A 20,747-nucleotide genomic window follows, 5' to 3' on the forward strand; every position below is an offset into this window, starting at 1 on the left:
AGCACTGTCCGAAAAACACCTGACAGTCCACACCTGGACGTCAAGAAGGTCGGACGCATCCCACCCGGGGGAGGCTGGCGGGCCCACGGGCGCGGTACTCCCGAGGCGAAGGCCTCCACCACGATCGGCTTCTTCTGCCGCGCCCGGGCCTTCTTCGCCGCCCACGGGGTCACCAGGCTCGTGCGGGTCGTTACCGACAACGGGGCCAATCTACCGCGCCCGGACCTTCACCGCGATAATCACCTCCCTGGCTTCGCGCCACCAGAGGATCCGTCCCTACACCCCACGTCATAACGGCAAGGTCGAGCGCTACAACCGCATCCTGGCCGAGGAGTGCCTCTACGCGCGTTCCTACTCCTCACAGCAGCAGCGCCGTGACGCCGTCGCGGTGTGGAACCACCACTACAACTACCATCGACCCCACACCTCCTGCCACAACCAGCCACCCGCCACCCGCATCCCAACACACATCACCAACATCATGACCTCATACATCTGGCGGCTGGGCCTGCCGTGCCGCCAGGCCCAGCCGCCAGATCAGACGGGAGCAGGTCAGCGGTGCGCTCCCACATCGCCGTTAGGCTACGACGCCCGGCCAGCAATCCCGTCACGGCCGTGCACCGGACCGTAGGCAGGTCCCTGGCTCACGCCCGTCTGTCTCCGGGGTGGTGGTATTCCTGAGAACCCAGGGGCAGGGGCTGGTGTAGCAGGGCGGTCGTATGGTGGAAACTGGCATCGGTACGGGCTCCCAAAACGAAAGATTGATTAAGCGCCACCAATCGGCGCAGCTCAGACGCCCTCGCCCACCGACTTTGCCAGCCCCCTGCGCAACGGCCCTGAGAACATGGTCACACTACATAACCTGGTCATCAGCATCATAACGCTGAATCAGGTCGAAGCCAGTTTGCCGCTCCCTAGCCAAAACACCCTGTCAGAAGTCAGGCTAGACAATGGACATAACGTCATGACTACGATTAAATCGACCAGTCAAAATGGTCCAACCAATGCCTTCCGTGAGAGTCGGATTCAAGAACGACGCCGAGACGCAGCCACATGAGGGAGAGAAAACCTTGACGGCACAGCCTCCACAAACTTCGCGCCGAGTGGACAGGATTCATAGCTTAACCGCCATGCGTGGCCTAGCTGCTCTATCGGTTTTCGGCTTTCATGTTTCGACAACAGGCGTGTTCGCGAACAACGACGACGTGAGCGACACTATCGATGTCTTGATGAAGCCCGCAGGTACGGTAGGTGTATCTTTCTTCTTTATCCTCAGCGGGTTCGTCTTAGCATGGTCTAGTCGAGCAGAAGACAAATACAACACATTTGTTTACAGACGGATAGCACGAGTGTATCCAAGCCATTTGGTCACATTCTTGATCGCCATGACTATCTTTGCTTTCGAAACGACTCAGGTTTTCACAGCAGTGCTTAATTTACTTTTAGCGCAAGCATGGGTGCCAGATCCCAATATTTTTCTCGGAGTCAATGGAGTCACCTGGTCACTTTCATGTGAGTTATTCTTCTACTTAATGTTTCCATTTCTAATAAAAATCCTAGATTCTCTCACAATGCGAGCTTTAATGGTAACTATCGTATCGATCCTAGTGCTAATATTCCTCTTACCTGTAGTGGCAATGATCTTGCCGGAACAACCTACCTTTATCGCGGAGGTCCACGGAGAACCTCTTGCCGGACAATCGATAGTGCAGATGTGGTTTGTCTACATCTTTCCAATATCAAGAATTTGCGAGTTTATACTAGGTATATCATTAGGCTGTGTAGCCAAAAGTACCTGTAAGTTTGCACAGTGGCTACCACTGTTTGTGACATTGCTCCCCATCAGCTATGTGATCGGAATGTTTGCGCCGTGGACCTTTACTGCCGTTTCGGTGACTGTCATCCCGTTGGCCGGAATTGTGGTTAGTCTTGCATCCAAGGAAATACAGGAAACATTGCAAAGACTACCTAGATGGATACAATCCAGACCCCTGAGGTACTTCGGCGATATCTCATATGCGTTTTACCTTATGCACGGCATTGTCATTTCATGGATGCATTCCAATCTTGGAAAACTTAATACCAGTATCACAGGATCTGTAATTTTCCTTCTGGGTGCACTATGTCTCAGCTTCATTTCTGCAGCAGCCCTACATCACGGAATCGAACGTCCTGCCTTCCATCTACTTACCAGAAAACTACCTTGCAAATACAAATAGGCTGTGCAACTCGAGAAAGGTGATAGTACGTCATGAAATTGCTATTCGTTACCGGCGGTAGCCCTGCAACAGTATTTGCGATGACGCCGCTTGCGACATCCTGTAGAAACGCCGGACATAGAATTCTGATCGCAACCAACCGAGAATCCACTCGAGCAGCAATGAATGCAGGCCTTCCCACTATCTGCATATCCGAAAATTCAGTTAGGTCACATATTCGGAAATTAAGAATGTCAGGTAATAGCGAAATGAAGGAGGACGATAGCATGGATCTGCTTGATTTCGGCGAAGTCTTTGCAAACATTGCCGTCGAGTATCTTCCAAAACTGCGTAAAATCGTAGAGACCTGGAGGCCGGACATTGTGATTGGAGGTCAGTTGCACTACTCAGCCGGGTTGGTATCACGTGAATTTGGACTGCCCTACATTAGGCTTGCTTGGGACATGGGCGAACCACCAGAACTTGACCAAGTAGCCGAGAATACAATAGCCTCACGTCTACCGTTTACCAAAAAAAACGGCCTCGCTGAGCCCACGTTGAACATCGGAGTCTGCCCGCCCTCTGTATGCGACCCAAGAATTCCCGTTGACGTTGTAATGCAGTGGATACCGTACAATGATCAGATTGAGCTACGTACGGATTTACTCGACAATAGTTACCGAACAGTATTCCTTACTGCTGGCACAAAGGTAAAATACCCTGACTATTTCTACTCCTACCTTCGGGCTATGGTTATAGAACTTCAACGTGTTGATGCAAGACTATTAGTATCAGTCCCTCAGGACGCAGCTCAACAAATGCATCGCGATACCGGTGCACGGGTCGAGTGGCTTCCCTTCGATTCCGTTTCCAAAACCGTTGACCTCGTCGTGCATCATGGCGGTGGTGGCACGGCCTTAACAGCAATCGCGTACGGACTTCCTCAAGTCGTTCTTCCAAATATGCCAAAACTTGTTCAGCCAGCACAGCGCCTTGAGAAGCAGGGGGCAGCCAGAGTCCTGCTGCCGCAAGAAGAGAATAAACCCGGCGCCTTAATTGAAACGGTCGAATCCGTTCTCGAAAACATCGAGCTCTATAGAAGACGATCCGCGCGATTACGTGAAGAGATGTATTCTATGCCTACACCAAACGATATAGTTGAAACTATAGAAAGAGTGAGGTGAAACAATTGTTGATAGAAGAGAGAGAAATTGCGCATATCTGCTACACAACGATGGACATTGACCAAGCGATGTTTAGCCTTGGAAAATCGTTAGGAGTTGAATGGCATAGCCCCACTACGGATAACGTCGGACAACATGAATATAAGATAGTATTCTCTAAAAACTTTAAACCCGCCATTGAGTTAATACAAGCTGATAAAAGCAGCCCATGGAGCCCTTCTTTTGGGTTAACACTACACCACTTTGCTTTTTGGTCAACAAACCTAGCCAATGAAGAAAATCGGGCACGGAAAAACGGTTTAAAAATAGAATTCGACGGACGTCAATACGGACGTTCATATTTCTATGCGCGAAACTTAGAATGGCCATTCTATCTTGAATTTCTTGGCCCTGATAGAAAAAATACATTCGCAAAAGAATGGCCTCAAATTAACGATAGGTTTTGGTCCAACTTAATCTTCGAGGAAGCTGAGGAAAAGTATGAAAACTGACGTTCTGATTGTAGGTGCAGGGTCTGTTGGTCTAACCTTAGGGAACTATTTGGCCCGATTTGGCGTTGATAGTATCATAGTTGAAAAGTCTAAACAAATTAATCCGCATCCACGTGCGATGGGAATAAATGGGCGAACAGGGGAGTCTCTACGCGCGCTCGGTGTGTTCAGTGACGTCGCACGTTTGTGTTACGACCTTGAGCATAGAGGATACCGACGACTCACCGGTGATACGCTAGACTCCATTGACTTCACGGAGTACGACACAGTAGACGGACTACGGAACTCAAATTCTGCCGTAAGCCCAGGCATACTCCCGGGGACATGTCCACAGCCAGTATTGGACAGAATTCTCACTGATAGCTACGTTAGACATGGTGGCTCAATACGGTATGGCGTAGAATTTGAAAGCGCAACTCAGACGGATGAGATCGTGCGTGCAAGGGTCCGCCGTGGAATCGACGTCCAATCGATAGATGCCGCATTTTTAATTGGTGCCGACGGAGCCCGTAGCGCTGTACGTAAGTCATTAAAAGTACCTTTCCCAGGATCAGAGTTAGGTGGCCCGATGAGTAGTGTACTATTTAAGGCAGACCTATCAGCTATTACCAAAAATGAGCCCTTCGTCGTTTGTAACGTGTCTAGTTTGGGTGGTGCTGCTGGAATCCTCCCTGTCAACGGCCGCGATAGTTGGATCTATGTAACCGAGTTAGGAGGCAGCAAGAACGATGTTCTATCTAACGACAGTAACACTGCGAAACATTGGATATGTACGTCGATCGGACATCCCATCAAGGATATCAAAATCGTTAGCGTAATGAACTGGAGGGTTCAGTCCCATATCGCAGATCGTTTTAGAGATGGACGAGTCCTTCTCATTGGTGACGCTGCTCACGTCGTTCCTCCTGTGGGTGCGCTTGGGCTAAACACTGGGATAGGCGACGCGCAGAATTTGGCCTGGAAAATTGCACAAGTTCTCTGTGACAAAACTAAGTCTGCATTGCTTGATTCATATAATGAAGAACGTCGACCCTACGCAGCTATGGTTCGCACTCAAGCAGAACTTCGATACAATAATCCGAGTATTCATTGGACCAATGCAGCGGCTCAAGAACGACTCAGTAATGCTCCGGTAACGATCGCAAGTGACGATATAATCTACAATTTCCGCTACCGTTCTAAGGCGATATACCCGCCAATGATCAAAGGCAAAGATACGTGCGATGATCTGGATGTGACAAAAGCGGCATTGCCGGGAAAACGACTGCCACATGTGTGGCTGACAAAATGTATGTCCACTCTTGACCAGGTTACAACTCGATTTGTTCTTTTTATACACGGGTCAGACAGCCCTTGGATTAGCGCATTTAGGGAAGCGTCGAAGAATTTCGGCATAGATTTGGATATCCGCGACATCGGTGTACCGCCCTTTTCTAGTCACAATCTAACCGATGTCTTCGGCATATCCACATCTGGCGCTCTCCTGGTACGCCCAGACCAAGTTATTGCCTGGAAAGCCGGAAATTCTAAAGTAAACAATATTAAGGATATAACGGTCCGGGTACTCGGTGCCCTATTATGCAGAAGCGGACTCAATCAATCCCATGCCTTGGTGGGGAGTGAAGATGAAATTGTCCAAAACTAACTTATTGCCAGTGCTAATTACAGGTAGTTCGAGGGGGATAGGCGCCGCGATCGCGCGATCCCTTTCAGTTGCTGGATTTCCGCTATTACTACATGGTCGTAAGCCGTCGAAAGAACTCGACACAATTAGTTCCGAGGTCAGTTCACATGGTGTTCGGTGCGCTACTGTTCCATTTGATCTATCAAACACTGCCGATATTGGGCCATGGGTCGCTTGCGAGATTAGGTCAGCGTTGAACCGTCTTAACGCCGATGGTCTTTCTGGTCTCGTTAACTCTGCGGGTGTGGGTTGCCGAGGTACATTAGATAAGTTGGCTGTTGATGCGCTGCAGAAGGCTTTTGCGGTCAACACGCTCGCGCCTGTCTTTGTGACACAATCCGTCTCACCTTTAATCAGGAACGGAGGTGCCATCGTCAATATTGGTTCTTTAGCATCGCGTTCTCCTTTTCCAGAAATACTCGGGTACTCGATGACAAAGGGAGCCTTAGATACATTCACGGCAACAAGCGCCGCCTACCTTAGTAAACGTGGAGTTCGCGTAAACACCGTTGCACCGGGGCTCGTCGAAACCGACTTGCATAGCAAATGGCGGACCGGTCAGAAAGCGGAGCGTATAACCAATACCGATATGTTCATGCATGATCCCGTATCTATACTAAGTCCCGAAGACGTCGCAGACTGCGTGTCATTTCTATTTTCCGAGAAGTCTATTCGGATTACCGGGCAACGTTTAGTTGTGTCTGGAAAATACGAGTATAAGGAACAATGCCATGAATAGGTTCGAAAACGATGTCTACATTGAAGGAATTAGCACAGTTTTGGGTCAATCAAAAGACCTGAAGGAGGCGGTCAAAGCAAACGAATACTCTGAGGAGGAGTATGTCGCCAATGCGCTCACACATGTCTCTGTTGTCGAGGGCTTATATCCTCCAGAACTGGCTGTCGAGGCTGTGAATGATGTCATAACGAATGTTAGCCGCACCGAATTTATCAGGCTTCATTTTCATGCCTCTACCTATTTTCAAGGACAAGATCTCTGGACTCCAGCTGCCTACATTCAGAATGAGTCTCTCAGTATCAGCGTTCCATGGATCGAGGTGGATCAAAAGTCCAATGGAGGCCTTGCAGCAATTCATCTGGCCCGTCAGCTGCTTAGCAGCAAGCAGCAAGTGGGGGACGTACTAATCACTACTGCGGAGCGTTATGCGCCACCTGGATTTAACCGATATAGATCTGAGAGCGGAACGGTTATGGCAGATGGTGCAACTGCAATGATTCTCAGTACGGAGAAATCGCCGCTCCGTCTGGTTGATTCCAAACTGACAGCAGATAGTAGCTTGGAGCCTATGTACCGTGGGGAGGGATTTCGAAGTGCAAGTCAAGGCGGAGAGAATGCGCTCGATCTGCGGCAGCGAAAAATGCAGTTCATGCTAAATCACAGGCGAGATTTGGACTCGATCTCAGCACGTATTGCCGGAGGTCTTGTCGACGTTATGGAAAGTCTTCTTTCGGCAAACTCGCTAAATTTTAGCGATGTGTCTCGTATTGTGCTTCCAAACAACGGTAAATCCGTATACTGGTGGCGCCTGTTAGAACAGAAGGGAGTCTCTCTATCGCGAACTACCTGGGACTTTGGAAAATCGATCGGACATCTCGGTGCTGGAGATCAAGCTGCGGCGCTAAGCGATCTTCTTTCGAGGCGTAGCGTTTCGGCCGGAGATTACCTGCTAATCGCGGGATCAGGTTACGGTTTCTCTTGGGGAGCTGCGCTTCTTCAGGTTGAGCCAAGCTATGATGGCTCCGCCGGCGCCACATCACGTTACTCGGTTGCGCAAGTTGGAGGTCAACAGTGAGCGGTTTCGACTGTACATCAGTACATGACGTCAATTTTGACGCTGAGAAGGTTAGGTTTTCACACCAACTAATTAATAGGAACTTTGGTCCAAGTTACCAACGTTCCCTCTTAAATGCAACACTGGCAGTTTTCGGATTGGATGAAATTAGCACGCGCATGCTGGAAGCAGTTTCGTCTGCCGGTGTAGGGCACGTGCTACTGATCGATAGTACGACCGTTCAGCCGTGGGATTCAAACGTGAACGTCGTTGACGTTGGCGAAAGCCGAGCAACCACCTGGCGGAATTACCTTTTGGCCCGACGGCCGGAGATGTCCGTCACCATCTGCTCGAGCGTTACGCGTGCGGAGCAGGCTTCGATCGTAAAGAAGTCCGATGTCGTTTTCTGTAGTTTGGAGGATGTGGCGTTCTGCGAACGACTAGCAGACCTCTGTGAAGAACTTGACACACCTTTTGTGTGGTCTGGCCTTGGTCCTTCGGGCGGGGCAGTATCTACGTTCATTGGAGACATTACCGACTCCGTCGCTCGGTTTGCGCGACTGGATCCTGAAAATCGCATTTACTTCCGTGGGATGTCGGGAGCGATAAATCTTGAGTGCACGCTCACAGGCGTTGTTGCGGCAAGCGAGATTGTTAGGCTTCTACTTGGACAGAGGCCTCTTGCATTTAATCGCGAACTTTGCATTGCAACGGATCGTCTCAGTCTGTTGGCAGTGAATCTACCAGATTCTGCACCGCACCGAACTTTCACCGACCCACTCTCTGCACCTGCCTACTACGGGCTTCTATCTGAACCAGCTGCTTCAGCGAGTGATACTCATACGATCTCGGTACATGATTTACAGCGGATGCTGAAGGACAAAGACAAGATCCAACTGGTCGATGTTAGGGATCCTTATGAGTATGAATACGCGCATATCGAAGGGGCCGTTCTAATGCCTATGAGTAGCTTTTTTGATGGGGATGCTTGGACCGATTTGGACAATACAAAGACTCCTGTGTTCATATGTCGGGTTGGAATCCGGTCAGCGGAGGTCCTCGCCCTTGCACACGCGCGTGGGCTGGAGAATGCAATGCATGTCGGTGGCGGCATGGTAGCTTGGTCTGCAACTATCGATAGGAGTGTATCTGCATACTGAAACATTAGATTGATCATCCGATAGTCAGTTGAAACACAGATTGAAAGGAGTACCCAGATGCATAATCCGGTGCAAAGCACGCAGCGTATCGATTCAAGTATGTCCAACTGCGCAATGATCTCACATGAAGAATGGATCGATAGGTTTTCCGGACTCCAGGTGCGATTGAGCGATGAAACCCTCAAGACTCCATCTTCATGTCACCCATCTACGGACATGAAAGTTGCCACGACAGTGGTCTCGAGAGCTATGGGATCCGACTCTGCAACTTGTATCTCTGCACCCTCAGCTGGCGGGAGGTATCCGTATGAAATCTATGTAGCCTCACAGTCGAATGGTCGTCATGCGTTGTATAAAATTGATTTTGAAACGAGGTCCTTTCGCTTATTAAAGTTGAGTTCCGATTCACTACAGTCTCCAAATGTGTCTACAGCGTCTCTAACGTTCGCAGTGGTGGAACGGCCATGGAAGTCGGCGTCAAAGTACGGCGATCGAGGATGGTGGTATACCCAGATCGACGCTGGCCATGCGCTAACGCAACTTGAGTTGGCTGCTCGCTTTAGCAATGGAGGACACGTGGAGCGCCTGGAAGTATTTGATTTAGCAAAGGAATTTGAAACTCTGCATCTAGACAAATATTGTCGCGCTGTATTCGGTGGTTTTCGGATGCGCGTTTCGGCGAAGGAGGCTTCGATTGCAGCTGATTTTTGGAAAATTGAGGACTGGACTTCTATCGACGGAAGTCTATATTTCGTAGACTCTTGTGAGCGGCTATTTTGGGACCATATCAGGTGCTGCTACGAAGTCCCTGAGAATAGAAAGACGTTCTCTGGGCTCGCCAGCGAGGGTGTCATGTCTACTACCGAAGGGTTTACTTGTGAGGATTTCATCTTAGCGACGAAATTACGCGAGTCGGCAAAAAAGTTTGAGCGACATGGACTCTCCACCTCCCATATTCCTCAGCTCCTTGAAACGACGGCTTTCTCGGTGAGTGAGGTTGATCATGATCTGTGTGCCTCTGTATGGCTTGATCCTGAGTTGATCAGCAAGCCACCGGGTGGAATTGAAAGACGGCTTTCGAGTACACGGCTTACTTGGCAAGATAAGGTCAGGATGTTTAATGGACAGACGCATCTTGGACACGCGGCTGGTGCTCTTGTCTTTCATTGTAAGAAGGAGGTGGTTCCGCATTCTGGACCTGGTCGAATGAAGGAACTTTTGACATCTAGCGCACAAATTGCGCAGCATATTTACCTTCAGGCTGCGTTAAAAGACGTCGGGATAACTGCAATCGGAGGATTCGATGATCGGCAGTTGACCCAGTTACTAAACCTTTCGGCGGAAGATACGATTCTTTATGCCGTTCTGTTTGGCGCAGCCTCGGAAACCTCGTATAAGCCTGATCGCGCTGAGGCCAGTTTCTACCACGGAGAACGATAGTGACCATATTATCTAGTATTTTCGATAAGTACATTACGGCGGGATTCACAATTAGTGACCGTAGGCAGGAACTTTCTGGTAAAGCGCTCCGTGATATCGTCGATGGTATAGTGAACGAGTACTCTACTTGTGGTATCGGCGCGGGTAGTAGAGTTGGAATTTGGTCACGGAACAGCGTGTCTTACGTCGTTAGCTATCTTGCCCTTCTTAAGCTTCAAGCTGTGCCTTTTCTTTTGGATCATGAATTGACTTGGATGGAGCTTAAGGTATTATTTCGTTCTTGCGGCATCCAGTTTCTGTTGCACGAAAGTGATATGCATAACATCACGTGTTTAGGTGTGAGCTTTAGTCAGAACGGACTAGACGTGATCGGTACGGATTGCAAGACCTGGGAAGATTCTCCGGACTTGCATCCTAGTACCGAAGTTTGCCGGTTTACCTCCGGCACTTCGGGAGTTCCAAATTGCATTGAGTTCAGTGGAAGTGCGGTAGTTAACGCGGCCGAAGGCTGGTGCGCCGGTACTGGTTTGAACAGATCAGATCGTATTTTGTGTTACGCATCTCTATCTAATGGCCTGGCGTTCAACACTTCGCTTTTGCCTGCTGTACTAAAAGGCTGCCGGCTACACGTTTCGTCTGCCTTGCCCACCGCTCGGTCGGTTGAACACAACGTACGAATGAGACAGCCGACATGGATCGTCGGCTTCCCAGCTCTCTTTGATTCACTTGCTAGGAGCGCAATTGATCCATATGCATTCAGGACTGTCAAAAGACTTGTGTCGTCTTCGGCACCACTTTCTGTGAAGACGAGCCAGCGTGTGCTAGATGTTGTCGGAGTCGGGATCAGCAACTACTACGGAATAGCAGAGGCCGGGCCCGTGACCTTTTCATTTCCGCATAGTATCGGCAATGGCGATCTTGGGAAATCGCTTCCCGGAGTTTCCATCAAGGCCGGATCATTGACTAACCCTAGTCGTGTTGCAGTCAAAACTAACTCGATGGGAACGAGATATTTAAACGCACCTGGTCTCTTCGAATCTAGGCTTGATGCTTCGGGACATTTTGTTACGGAAGACATGGGCGCGTTAGATGGCGGGCGATTGATACTACACGGACGCAGGACCGACGTAATTAATGTAGGAGGTCGAAAGATTAGCGCTTCTGAGGTAGAGGCTGCACTGTTGGCTATCCCAGAGATTACAGAATCGGCGGTATTTGGTCTAGAGGTTGGTGATGACATAAGTCTGTGTGCGGCAATTACGGATCCTGTCGCTATTACTGACGCTGAAATCCGAAGCAGGCTTCAAGATTTGATAGCACCATACAAGATTCCTTCGCGAATATTTCGGACGACAAAGATCCCTCGAACTAGTACCGGAAAGCTAAACAGAGCTGCTCTGTTTTGGACTCTTGATCTCGTTGATACGGAAAGGAAACACAATGAATCGCAATGAATTAGAGATGCGGGTCCTGGAAATTGTTCTGGAAAGCGCTGAAGGCGGATTAACAGCCAGTGAACTGGAGGAAGCCTCTGGATCGTTGAGAGCGGTCGGGTATTCTTCTTTGGCTTACATTAGGATGCTGGATCGTCTTGATAATGAACTAGGAGCTTACATAGATCCTGAGGAGACGGGAACTTTGTCGACTCTGGACGAAATTGTCGCGATGGTTTCAGAAGTCTTGGACGTTTCATGAGCAAGCAAACCAAGGTTATGGTTGGGGTGCTCGGTTGTGGTCGCCTGGGTAGTGCAATATCAGCAGCTCTACGAAGCAGCGGAGAGCCTTTCTGCCAACTCGATAGTCGCAAAGTTGACTCGTGGTCAGGTCTCGACTGTGATGTCGTCATCAATAGTGCATCTGCTGAAGTTACAGATTCAGCTGCTGAGTACTGTGCATCTGTCGGAGCAGCTCTCATAGATTGCACAGGCGCGGAAATTGGACAGGGATACCCAAATACAGTGCGTCTTGCGCAACGTTTGCCTGTCGTATGCGCTCCAAATCTCTCATATTCGCATCATCTGCAGCTAGAGGCCGTGCGGCTGGTCTCCGAAAGTATCGAGGGCGCCCTTGCGCACGGGCTAGTAAATAAGCCATCCGTATCGGTAAGGGATAGGCATCCAATCTGGAAATCTACTGCTCCATCTGCTACTGCGGTTCGATTGGTAGCGGCTGTTGGCGAAGGCAACGCGGAGTTAGACACTTCTATTACGGTCTCAAGGCGAGGCGGGCCGGTTGCAGATCATGGCTTCGACGTCGACTGGGATTACGAGTCGCTGCGGATCACCCAGACGGTTGAGTCACTGGAAGTCAGTGCTAGGACCGCTGTCTGGCTCACAAAACATGTACCTCACCTCTGTGCAGGTATTTACCAACTGACCGACCTGCTGGCAGAGCTCAGGTTCGAATTCTGATCACCGTAACGTAGGAAAGGTAATGACAATGTTTTCAGAGAACGACTCACTGAACAAAGCCGACCTCCAATTGGTTCGAACACTTGCTTTCGGTGCTAGAATGCTGTCGCTTGATGGCCACGATGACTTCAACCAGGGGCAGGTGTCCGGACGAAGGCCCGGTCGGAATGGATTCTTTGTAAAGACAGCGCTGCGGGGATTTGACGAAGCTACACCGACGGACATGGTTTGGGCAGACCTATTAGAGCGTAGCATGCCGGATCCCAAAGCACCTCCAGAACTTCCCCTTCATGAGGCAATTTATAAAGCTCGCCCTGACGTGAATGGAATTGTGCACAGCCATGCTCCTTGGACCCTTTTGTTCGGTGCCACTGACATGGTCCTTCGACCGATTTCTCATGCAGGTGCGCTATTTATGGGTTCTACCGCGGTATTCACTGAGACTAGCAATACCGTGCTTGAAGCTGACCTTGCAGATTCAATCGCTTCTGCGCTTGGAGACGGAATTACTGTATTTCTCCGCAACCATGGGAGCGTAGTTGTAGGAAAGAGTGTAAGGCATGCTGTGGTTTTCGCTCAGATGTTGGAGCATGCATGTCACTTGCAGATTCTCGCTTCGCAATCTAAGGCAGAATTCCACTGGGCGAGTGACATGGACGTCCAGGCAAAGCAGGAGTTCATTTTTTCGGATCTGTCTGTACGATCGTACTGGGACTGGTCAATGCGCAGAGTATTGCGGGAGATGAAAGATGTCAACGATTGGCCATGACATGTATCGGCTTGGCGGTGCTCATTTGTTAATGGTGAGGCCCCTGTATCGAAATCGAGGTTGATCGACTTACAAATATAATTTCGCTGCCGAAGGTGAATGAAATTTCTTTGGAGATACATAGGAGAGGGCAGAATGGCGATCCAGTCTATCGAGGCCTACACTTTCCCGAGTGAAGATGAGATATCAGAGGCTCAGCCTCTTTGGCGTGTAAAAGGTGAGGGACTAACGGTCCTTGTCCACGATGTGCAGCGTTACTTTATTGACCCTTATGAGCAGCCTCTGCGTAGTAAGTTACTTACCAACATAGCTCGCATAGTCCAAGCAGCGCGTGTTGCTGGGTATGAAGTCATATACACCGCGCAGCCAGGGGGCATGACACCGGTGCAACGCGGTCTTTTATTTGACGTCTGGGGTCCGGGGATGGATACCGAGCAGGCACATACGGAAATTGCGCACGCAGTCAGACCGGAACAAGATGAACGGGTATTTACAAAATGGAGATACAGTGCCTTCCATGGAAACGATCTTTGGCCGCATTTACAAGATCGTAATTGTAAGGAGCTGGTGGTATGCGGCGTCTATGCTAGTGTCGGAATTCTTGCCACATGCATTGAGTCGTTTAGTAACGACGTGAGGACATTTGTTCCTTTTGATGGTATAGCTGGATTTGATCGCGTCTCTCATGTGTCGACATGCAGATATCTGAATCAAAATGCTTCGGCCGTTTTGTCGACAGACTCGCTCATTACTGATATATTGAAGGAGCAAGGAAAATGAATGGTGCTGAATCAGGCGTAGATATGCTTGCACAGCTTGATGAACTGCAAGCTGATGAGAATCGAGACTTCCTATTGATGTCACGTCCTTTCTACGACGACCTCGTACATCTATTTACAGGAACATCTCGTTCGGTCGAACGCTTGTGCGAACTAGATACGCAGACTCACAATTCGTCGACATCTAAGTCTGTATTTATGATCCCCTATTCGCAGATTGCGGAGCGAGGCTATACTTTGCGATCGTGCCGCCACCCCATAAAAATTATCGATGTGAAGTCCGAGTACTGGATAAAGAGAACTCGATTTGTAGCTTCATGTGAGAACAGCAAAAGCAGAGATATACATGGTGACTTTACTTCCACAGATGAACAGTACGCGGAGATAATTAGCGATATCATCTCGAAGGAAATATCGACCGGTGCTGGCTCGAACTTCGTGATAAGCAGAGAATGGGTCGCGCACGTCAACAATTTCGAATTTCGCGAGGCATTAGGAGTTTTCCGAAATCTACTCGTACGGGAAATCGGATCGTACTGGATATTTCTCGCGAGGTTCGGAAGGACTTACTTTGTAGGTGCGTCGCCCGAGCGTCATCTATCGATAGCGTTTAATGAATTGGCTATGACACCAATCTCGGGAACGTTACGGACGCCAAATGGGCACCCGACGGATGACCAGTTAGTCAACTTTGTTCTTGATGCGAAGGAGGCCAGAGAGTTACAGATGGTTCTTGATGAAGAACTTAAGATGGTTTCCGGCATCGGAAGTTCACCTATCAGCGTGTACGGACCAAGTCTTCGGTTTATGTCAAGGCTGGTTCATACGGAGTACGCTATACGCGCGCATAGCAAGCGATCTGTTTCACATGTTCTGGCAGGTTCCCTATTTGCTCCAACCGTTATGGGGGCTCCAATAGAGAACTCTGCGCGCGTTATCGCCCGACACGAGACTCATGATCGTCGATATTATAGCGGCGTGCTCGGCGTTGTAAACTACGAGTCGACGGCTCCGACTCTCGATTCAACGATCATGATACGCACTGCAGAGATCTCGGACAATTCTGTGCGAATACTCGCTGGTTCAACAATAGTCCAAGACTCCGTCCCTATGAAGGAAGCAAGTGAGACACGCGCCAAGGTTCAAGGTTTGTTGGACTCGTTCGATGCTAAAGAATCGGGACGCTCCGCAACGGCTTCTCTAAGAGATCGAGTAAGGCTGCCGCTATCTGTTCGAATGGTCTTGGATGAAAGACAAGCTAATACGGCATCGTTTTGGCGCGACACATCAAGCAGTCTTGATCTTGGAACGGCCTACGGTCTGTGCAGTGAACATCTAAATATTGGAATCGTTGATATGGAGGATGCTTTTTCTAATATGCTCCGAGTGTTGCTAGAATGTTTAGGATGTAGCGTGTCAGTGTACACGCCTAGCGAGGCAGTTTCATGTCATCGTAAGCATCGACTCATGTTTATGGGTCCTGGGCCTGGGAATCCAATTTCAGAGGATCCCGCAATGCGGTCTGTAGCGACCTTGATTCAAGATCGTCTTCGAAATCGTCAACCGTTTTTGGCGGTGTGTCTCAGCCATCAGATTCTCGCGAATGTGTTAGGTTTTCCAATTCGTAGGCGAAGAGTGCCAAATCAGGGTGTCGTGCGAACAATTGACTGGTTCGGCGACCCAATTTCAGTGGGGTTTTACAACTCCTACGAGGCCTATTTTCGGAATTGTCGAAAAGAACCAGTGCGGATTGCCGAGGTGGATATGTCGTTTGCGAACGAGTCTTCCGAGATCCACGGATTCCGTGGTGAATTCTTCGGAAGTTTTCAGTTTCATCCAGAATCGTCACTTAGTCTCGATGGCAGGGAAACGCTGATGTCGGAGATTTTACGGATTCTGAGTCGGGAGATGCCTGAACAGAGTTGTGATATGCAGAGCGATCGGGTAGGACGCGCTCTCTGATCGCATTGAGTGAATGGAGGTTTTTTTATGCGTATAGTGATTGCTGGTGCTGGCATAGGCGGATTGGCAGCGGCTGCGGTTCTTGGTGAGCAGGGCCATAGCGTTTCTGTGCTTGAGAAAAAACCGCTTGTATCTGAACTAGGAGCGGGATTGCAACTAGCGCCGAATGCCTATGATGCACTTAGGCGTATTGGTGTCGGTTCCGAGGTTTTAGAAGACGCGGTTGCGATTGAACGAATAGAGATTCGTGATGGATTCACTGGGTCTCCGATTATTAGTCTGAATACTGACAGCCAGTATTGCAATTACTTTGGTAGCCAGTATATAGTTATGCATCGAGGTGATCTTCAGCAAATTTTACTTCGGCGATGCTATTCCTTAGACTCCGTACAGGTGATAGCGGGGTCTGAAGTTCGAGATTTTGAGGAGGGACCGTTGGATGTTGTGGTCCGAGACTCGGAGGGGGCTGAGATTTCTGCTGATTTGTTGGTTGGGGCCGACGGGATTTATTCAACTGTTCGGGAGTTCTTAGTAGAAAATGATGAGTTGCAGATCTCCGGTCATACCATATATCGATCGGTAGTGCCGATTGAACGTGTGCCGACGAAGTTTCGGCAGAGACATGTTTGTTTATGGGCGGGAGCTGGATGGCATTTTGTGCACTACCCGATTGCGGGCGGCAATTTGCTCAATTTGGCGATCGTAGTCGATAACGGCGCCTCTAAGCTCGCCCAAGGTATTGAAGCTACGAGAGCGCAAGTACTCGACGTCTGTCCTGAAGTCAGCCCTGAAATTTTGTCTCTCTTATCGCTAGGTACCGGGTGGCGATCTTGGGTGCTATGTGATAGAAATCCTATTGATTCTTGGGCGTCTGACCGTGTGGTATTGCTAGGGGATGCCGCGCACCCGATGCTTCAGTATGCCGCGCAGGGGGCATGTCAGGCTCTTGAGGACGCGATTACGCTGGGCGGCTGCTTGAGGGACTCAGAGGGACAGGATCCTTCCGCTGGCATCGTGAAATACGTTCGTGTGCGTCAACCTAGGACGTCGCGGCTGCAAGCGGATTCTCGGTGGCTCGGAGACAAGATTTACCATGCGGTCGGCGAGCAGGCCAGTTGGCGAAACAGATTGTTAGGAAGCATGGGGCAAGAGAATCTATTTGGCGTTCTTGATTGGTATCATCGCTTCGGCGGCGGTGATGAATCCTATTTTTCTTGAGCTAATGTCGGCTTTGGGCGTTATGAGTCGACATCATTGTGATCTTCTGGGATGGTCTATCCCGGACGGTGGGGCTCGTTTATGGCGGCCGTTGAAGGCATCGCGACCTGCGCAGAAGCTGGCGTCGACTAGCCCTGTGAATATACCTTGAACGGTGGCTTTCAAGGCGAGATTGTCTTGAGTAGCGCGTGTAGCGACTTCGTTTGGGTCCGTAGCCTGTGCGTTCAAGGCCTAACTGATCGGCGAGGGTGTAAAGACGAGTTTGATTCTCTGTGGCGCACAGGGCGCAGGAGGTCGGCGTCGGGGATGGGGTCGAGTTGCGGTCGGCCGGATGCAGCAGGGTGACACCAGTACTGTTGAAGTTCGTTTCGAAATCCTTGGATGCGGTATTCCTTGTCAGCCATGATGGCATGGGGACTGGTGGCAAGTTGGCGAGCATCTTGCGTAGGACCTCGCGCTCGTGCTGGCTCCGGCTGGTGATGGCTTAGGTTGCCGGGAATGACGATCTCAGGCGCATACACCAGAATCGGTGTGAGTGGGAGGCACAGTACCGTAGTAGGCCCAGCCGGCCAAGTCCGAGCGTTTGACGATGGGCCGGAGCGGGCGCACTCGACGAGACAGGGAAGGGGAGAGAGTAGAGAGAAGACAGCAGGCGCACGTCGGCGGTGTAGATGCTGGTGACCACTCTCGATGTCGATAACCCGGCAGCGATGTGACGACTGCCAGGGTGATACATCGGCATCGTAGATGGCTGGGGCGATTCCCACCTGCGGGCAGGTCGGGATGATCTCGAGGCCTCCAACAGGTTGTCAGCAGTGACGCACGGTGCGGTCGCGGGAGTCACCAGATTGATATCCATGACGAGTTCGCCTTTCAACAGGTCTCGGAACTGGCACTTAGCAGCGCCGGGACTGCGAGACTCTCACCCCCGTCAGCGTTCCCATGCCGATCCACCCTTTAGGATCAATCATCTAGACAACGGTAGCCAAGTTGTGATAGTAACTAGATTACCGGATGGGAGAATTTAGTCGATTGCTGTTGTTGGCTCCACAAACGGGAAATGAGACGCCGCCACACGAAAGGAGGACACCTTGACGGCTACCGTTCTAGTTCGCAAGGTTAGACATGTATTCGCGTAAGTAAAGTTACGAGAGCTTTGTAGAAGTATCCTGTTCCGCGAATAGAGAACCAGCTAACCATTTTTCTGGTACAGTATCGAGATGATTAGAATCGTCAAAGTTCCGGAATTCTTCATAAACAGGTATGTCATTTCGCGTTCGCGTTTTTGAGGTTGGCATATGCCATCTCCAATTCTCGACATGAGAAAGTGAGGAAGATTAATGGCAGGACCAAACGAATCCGATACAGAAGCCAATACTGTTTTGTCGCATGACAGTACGACATCCAGCATCACAACCCGAATCTTTTGGCGGTCGATGATTCTGGCCGCTGGCGGGTTTGTAGGTCTTGTTGATAGTAGTATCATCGCAATCGCAGTACCAGATATTGCATCGGATTTCGATGCGCCAGTAAACGTTGTCCAATGGACAAGTTCTGGCTACCTATTAGCCATGGCGACGGTAATTCCACTCACGAGTTCACTCTGTCACCGATATGGAGCCCAACGCACATGGGTGGTCAGCCTTGTGGTGTTCACGGGTGCTACGCTGGCTGCCGGTCTCGCCTGGTCCCTTGGCTCACTAATTGTATTTCGCGTAATCCAAGGATTAGGGGGAGGTATGTTGTTCCCTCTTATGAGGCTTCTGGCCGTAGAAATCGCAGGCCAGTCTCGAATGGGGCGGGTAATGGCACTAACCGCAGTTCCTGTCCAGGTTGCGCCGATAGTTGGCCCCGTCCTGGGTGGGGTAATCATCGACCAGTCATCCTGGCGGTGGGCACTTTGGGCTAGTATTCCGCTGGCGCTAATAGCGTTAATTCCTGCTGCCGTCTGGATACCGAATAGACTTATAGATGACGTGAATCGAGTGGACTACTGGTCGATTCTAGTGCTTATGCCATCCGTGACAATTGTAATTCTATTTTTGACGCGTGTGTCTTCGTCAGAGTTTTCAGTATCCACCTTCATATTTGGAATAATTGCCGTTTGTCTTCTATTTGGCTTCTTCAGGCGTGCCAAGTCTTCGACAAGAAGCATAGGTTTTGAGTTGACATTTCTGAGAATCAAATCCTTCAGGGCTACCTCCCTTATCGTGTTCTCAAATAATTTTAGCATGATGGGAGTCACATTCTTGATACCATTGATCATCGAAACATCCGACCCCAATGAATCTGTGATTACTGTCGGTCTTTCTCTCGCGCCACAAGGTATCGGAACGCTGCTATCAGTCCTATATGTTGGAAAGAAAATTGACGTCTCTGGGGATCCTCGAAGACTCGTATTTGCAGGTTTGACAGGTGTGGCTATTACGACTTTTGGACTCGCCGTCTACGCTAATAACCTATCAGCGCCCGCCGCGTTGGTTTTACTTCTCATTCGCGGCATAGCTTTGGCCTTCGCTGTTGCTCCAACGATGCTAACTCTTTATGCGGGGTTGCCGACTGAGAAGTACGCTGAGGCCACTACCACAAATGCCATCGTCCAGCAGATTGCAGGAGCATTTGGTGCTGCATTTGCTGCCGTTTCCGTACAGGTGGCCAGCCAGTACGCCAGTGACCGAAATTCGGTATTTAGCCTAGTTTTTGCCGCCCTCGCGATAATAACCGCGGCAACCTTGCTTTCTACTCGCGGACTGCCTACAAAGAACAGTGGGTAGTGGGCTTGTAATGAGATTGCAATAATGTAGCAACTAGCGGAATCGGAGGTGTATGAAGTGAGTCATATTATAGTTACTGGAGGAGCTGGTGGAATAGGGGGTGCAGTTCATGAGAAACTGGTTTCCGAAGTTGACTCGGTGTCTCTGTTTGATAATGCATTTCCTGAGCGTCCCTTAAATTGGGCTTGTGAAAACTCGGGTGGCACACGGATCAAATGCGATGTCACAAGCATGTCTGAGGTGGTCGGTGCGGTTCGGCTCGCTGAGGCCGAGCATGGAGCGGTGTCCGGACTCGTAATCGCAGCTGGTATTCTCAGGCCAGGTCATGCAGAAAGTACCGAACCTCAAGATTTGAAAGATATGCTTTCAGTCAATATTCTAGGAGCATCAAATGTAATTCAAGCCGCAGTCCCCTCTATGATTCGCAATGGTGGCGGCCAGGTCGTCGTCATTTCTTCTAACTCTGCTCGCATAGCTCGGGCCGATCTAGCTGGATACTCTGCCTCAAAAGCGGGGCTGAGCATGCTCGCTAGATCTTATGCTCTACATCTCGCGGAGTATGGGATTGGTGTCAATATAGTTTCCCCCGGAAGTACTAGGACGGACATGCTCGGTGTCGCCGTTGCCGATGCTGAACGCGGTGGGGCAACTCGGGGGACGCCGTCGAGGTTCAGGGTTGGTATTCCAACTGGCCGGATTTGTGAGCCCGAAGAAATTGCAGAGATCGTCGCCTTTATCGTATTAGGGAAGGCGCCGCAGCTTGTGGCAGCCGATATAGTTCTCGACGGTGGAGCCAGTCTGGGAGCCTGACCAAGCAAAGGAGGCCTATGTGGTGTGTCAAGTGGCGGTGGGTGGTTTCGTGGCTGGTTGTGGGTTGTAGAGGG

General features: G+C 50.1%; 16 protein-coding genes and 2 pseudogenes. All 18 read left to right on the plus strand.

What is annotated here, in order from left to right; translation table 11 throughout:
* A pseudogene (locus HMPREF9056_RS13505) lies at positions 1-493 on the plus strand (integrase core domain-containing protein); the annotation flags it as partial.
* Positions 494-1,004: 511 nt separating this feature from the next.
* A complete protein-coding gene (locus HMPREF9056_RS13510) occupies positions 1,005-2,219 on the plus strand; it encodes an acyltransferase (protein WP_301280244.1) in 1,215 nt (404 codons plus the stop codon).
* A gap of 80 nt (positions 2,220-2,299) precedes the next feature.
* On the plus strand, positions 2,300-3,382 hold the full coding sequence (locus HMPREF9056_RS13515) for a glycosyltransferase (protein ID WP_367379061.1): 1,083 nt from the start codon (positions 2,300-2,302) through the stop codon (positions 3,380-3,382).
* Complete coding sequence (locus tag HMPREF9056_RS13520; protein WP_087942196.1) at positions 3,379-3,873, plus strand: VOC family protein; 495 nt, start codon at positions 3,379-3,381, stop codon at positions 3,871-3,873. The genes HMPREF9056_RS13515 and HMPREF9056_RS13520 overlap by 4 nt, the downstream gene beginning before the upstream one ends.
* The gene (locus tag HMPREF9056_RS13525) at positions 3,863-5,518 is read left to right on the plus strand and encodes an FAD-dependent monooxygenase (protein ID WP_009403538.1); all 1,656 of its coding nucleotides are present in this window, start codon (positions 3,863-3,865) and stop codon (positions 5,516-5,518) included. Before HMPREF9056_RS13520 ends, HMPREF9056_RS13525 begins: the two co-directional genes overlap by 11 nt.
* Positions 5,499-6,296 carry an SDR family NAD(P)-dependent oxidoreductase gene (locus HMPREF9056_RS13530; RefSeq protein WP_009403539.1) on the plus strand — a complete coding sequence of 266 codons (798 nt, stop codon included), beginning with the start codon at positions 5,499-5,501 and terminating at the stop codon, positions 6,294-6,296. Before HMPREF9056_RS13525 ends, HMPREF9056_RS13530 begins: the two co-directional genes overlap by 20 nt.
* Positions 6,289-7,371 (plus strand): ketoacyl-ACP synthase III family protein, encoded by a 1,083-nt coding sequence (locus HMPREF9056_RS13535; protein WP_009403540.1) that lies wholly within the window; start codon positions 6,289-6,291, stop codon positions 7,369-7,371. The genes HMPREF9056_RS13530 and HMPREF9056_RS13535 overlap by 8 nt, the downstream gene beginning before the upstream one ends.
* Complete coding sequence (locus HMPREF9056_RS13540) at positions 7,368-8,510, plus strand: ThiF family adenylyltransferase (RefSeq protein WP_009746681.1); 1,143 nt, start codon at positions 7,368-7,370, stop codon at positions 8,508-8,510. Before HMPREF9056_RS13535 ends, HMPREF9056_RS13540 begins: the two co-directional genes overlap by 4 nt.
* Before the next feature lie 249 nt (positions 8,511-8,759).
* Positions 8,760-9,056: pseudogene (locus HMPREF9056_RS14980) on the plus strand (nitroreductase family protein); the annotation flags it as partial.
* Positions 9,057-9,086: 30 nt separating this feature from the next.
* Positions 9,087-9,950 (plus strand): nitroreductase family protein, encoded by an 864-nt coding sequence (locus tag HMPREF9056_RS14635; RefSeq protein WP_253269947.1) that lies wholly within the window; start codon positions 9,087-9,089, stop codon positions 9,948-9,950.
* Positions 9,950-11,404 (plus strand): class I adenylate-forming enzyme family protein, encoded by a 1,455-nt coding sequence (locus tag HMPREF9056_RS13550; protein ID WP_009746683.1) that lies wholly within the window; start codon positions 9,950-9,952, stop codon positions 11,402-11,404. The genes HMPREF9056_RS14635 and HMPREF9056_RS13550 overlap by 1 nt, the downstream gene beginning before the upstream one ends.
* A complete protein-coding gene (locus tag HMPREF9056_RS13555; RefSeq protein ID WP_087942198.1) occupies positions 11,391-11,645 on the plus strand; it encodes a hypothetical protein in 255 nt (84 codons plus the stop codon). Before HMPREF9056_RS13550 ends, HMPREF9056_RS13555 begins: the two co-directional genes overlap by 14 nt.
* Positions 11,646-12,383: 738 nt before the next feature.
* Positions 12,384-13,130, plus strand: coding sequence for a class II aldolase/adducin family protein (locus tag HMPREF9056_RS05325; RefSeq protein WP_157185018.1), 747 nt, complete (start codon positions 12,384-12,386; stop codon positions 13,128-13,130).
* Positions 13,131-13,265: 135 nt separating this feature from the next.
* Positions 13,266-13,910, plus strand: coding sequence for an isochorismatase family protein (locus HMPREF9056_RS13565; RefSeq protein WP_157185019.1), 645 nt, complete (start codon positions 13,266-13,268; stop codon positions 13,908-13,910).
* Positions 13,907-15,871 carry an anthranilate synthase family protein gene (locus HMPREF9056_RS13570; protein ID WP_009746687.1) on the plus strand — a complete coding sequence of 655 codons (1,965 nt, stop codon included), beginning with the start codon at positions 13,907-13,909 and terminating at the stop codon, positions 15,869-15,871. The genes HMPREF9056_RS13565 and HMPREF9056_RS13570 overlap by 4 nt, the downstream gene beginning before the upstream one ends.
* 27 nt (positions 15,872-15,898) lie before the next feature.
* Positions 15,899-17,089, plus strand: a complete 1,191-nt coding sequence (locus HMPREF9056_RS13575; protein ID WP_009746688.1) for an FAD-dependent monooxygenase — start codon at positions 15,899-15,901, stop codon at positions 17,087-17,089.
* Positions 17,090-18,525: 1,436 nt separating this feature from the next.
* Positions 18,526-19,863, plus strand: coding sequence for an MFS transporter (locus HMPREF9056_RS13580; RefSeq protein ID WP_216593600.1), 1,338 nt, complete (start codon positions 18,526-18,528; stop codon positions 19,861-19,863).
* Between the two features lie 57 nt (positions 19,864-19,920).
* A complete protein-coding gene (locus HMPREF9056_RS13585) occupies positions 19,921-20,673 on the plus strand; it encodes an SDR family NAD(P)-dependent oxidoreductase (protein ID WP_009746691.1) in 753 nt (250 codons plus the stop codon).
* Positions 20,674-20,747 lie beyond the last annotated feature (74 nt).

Source organism: Actinomyces sp. oral taxon 170 str. F0386, from assembly GCF_000195595.1.
GTDB lineage: Bacteria > Actinomycetota > Actinomycetes > Actinomycetales > Actinomycetaceae > Actinomyces.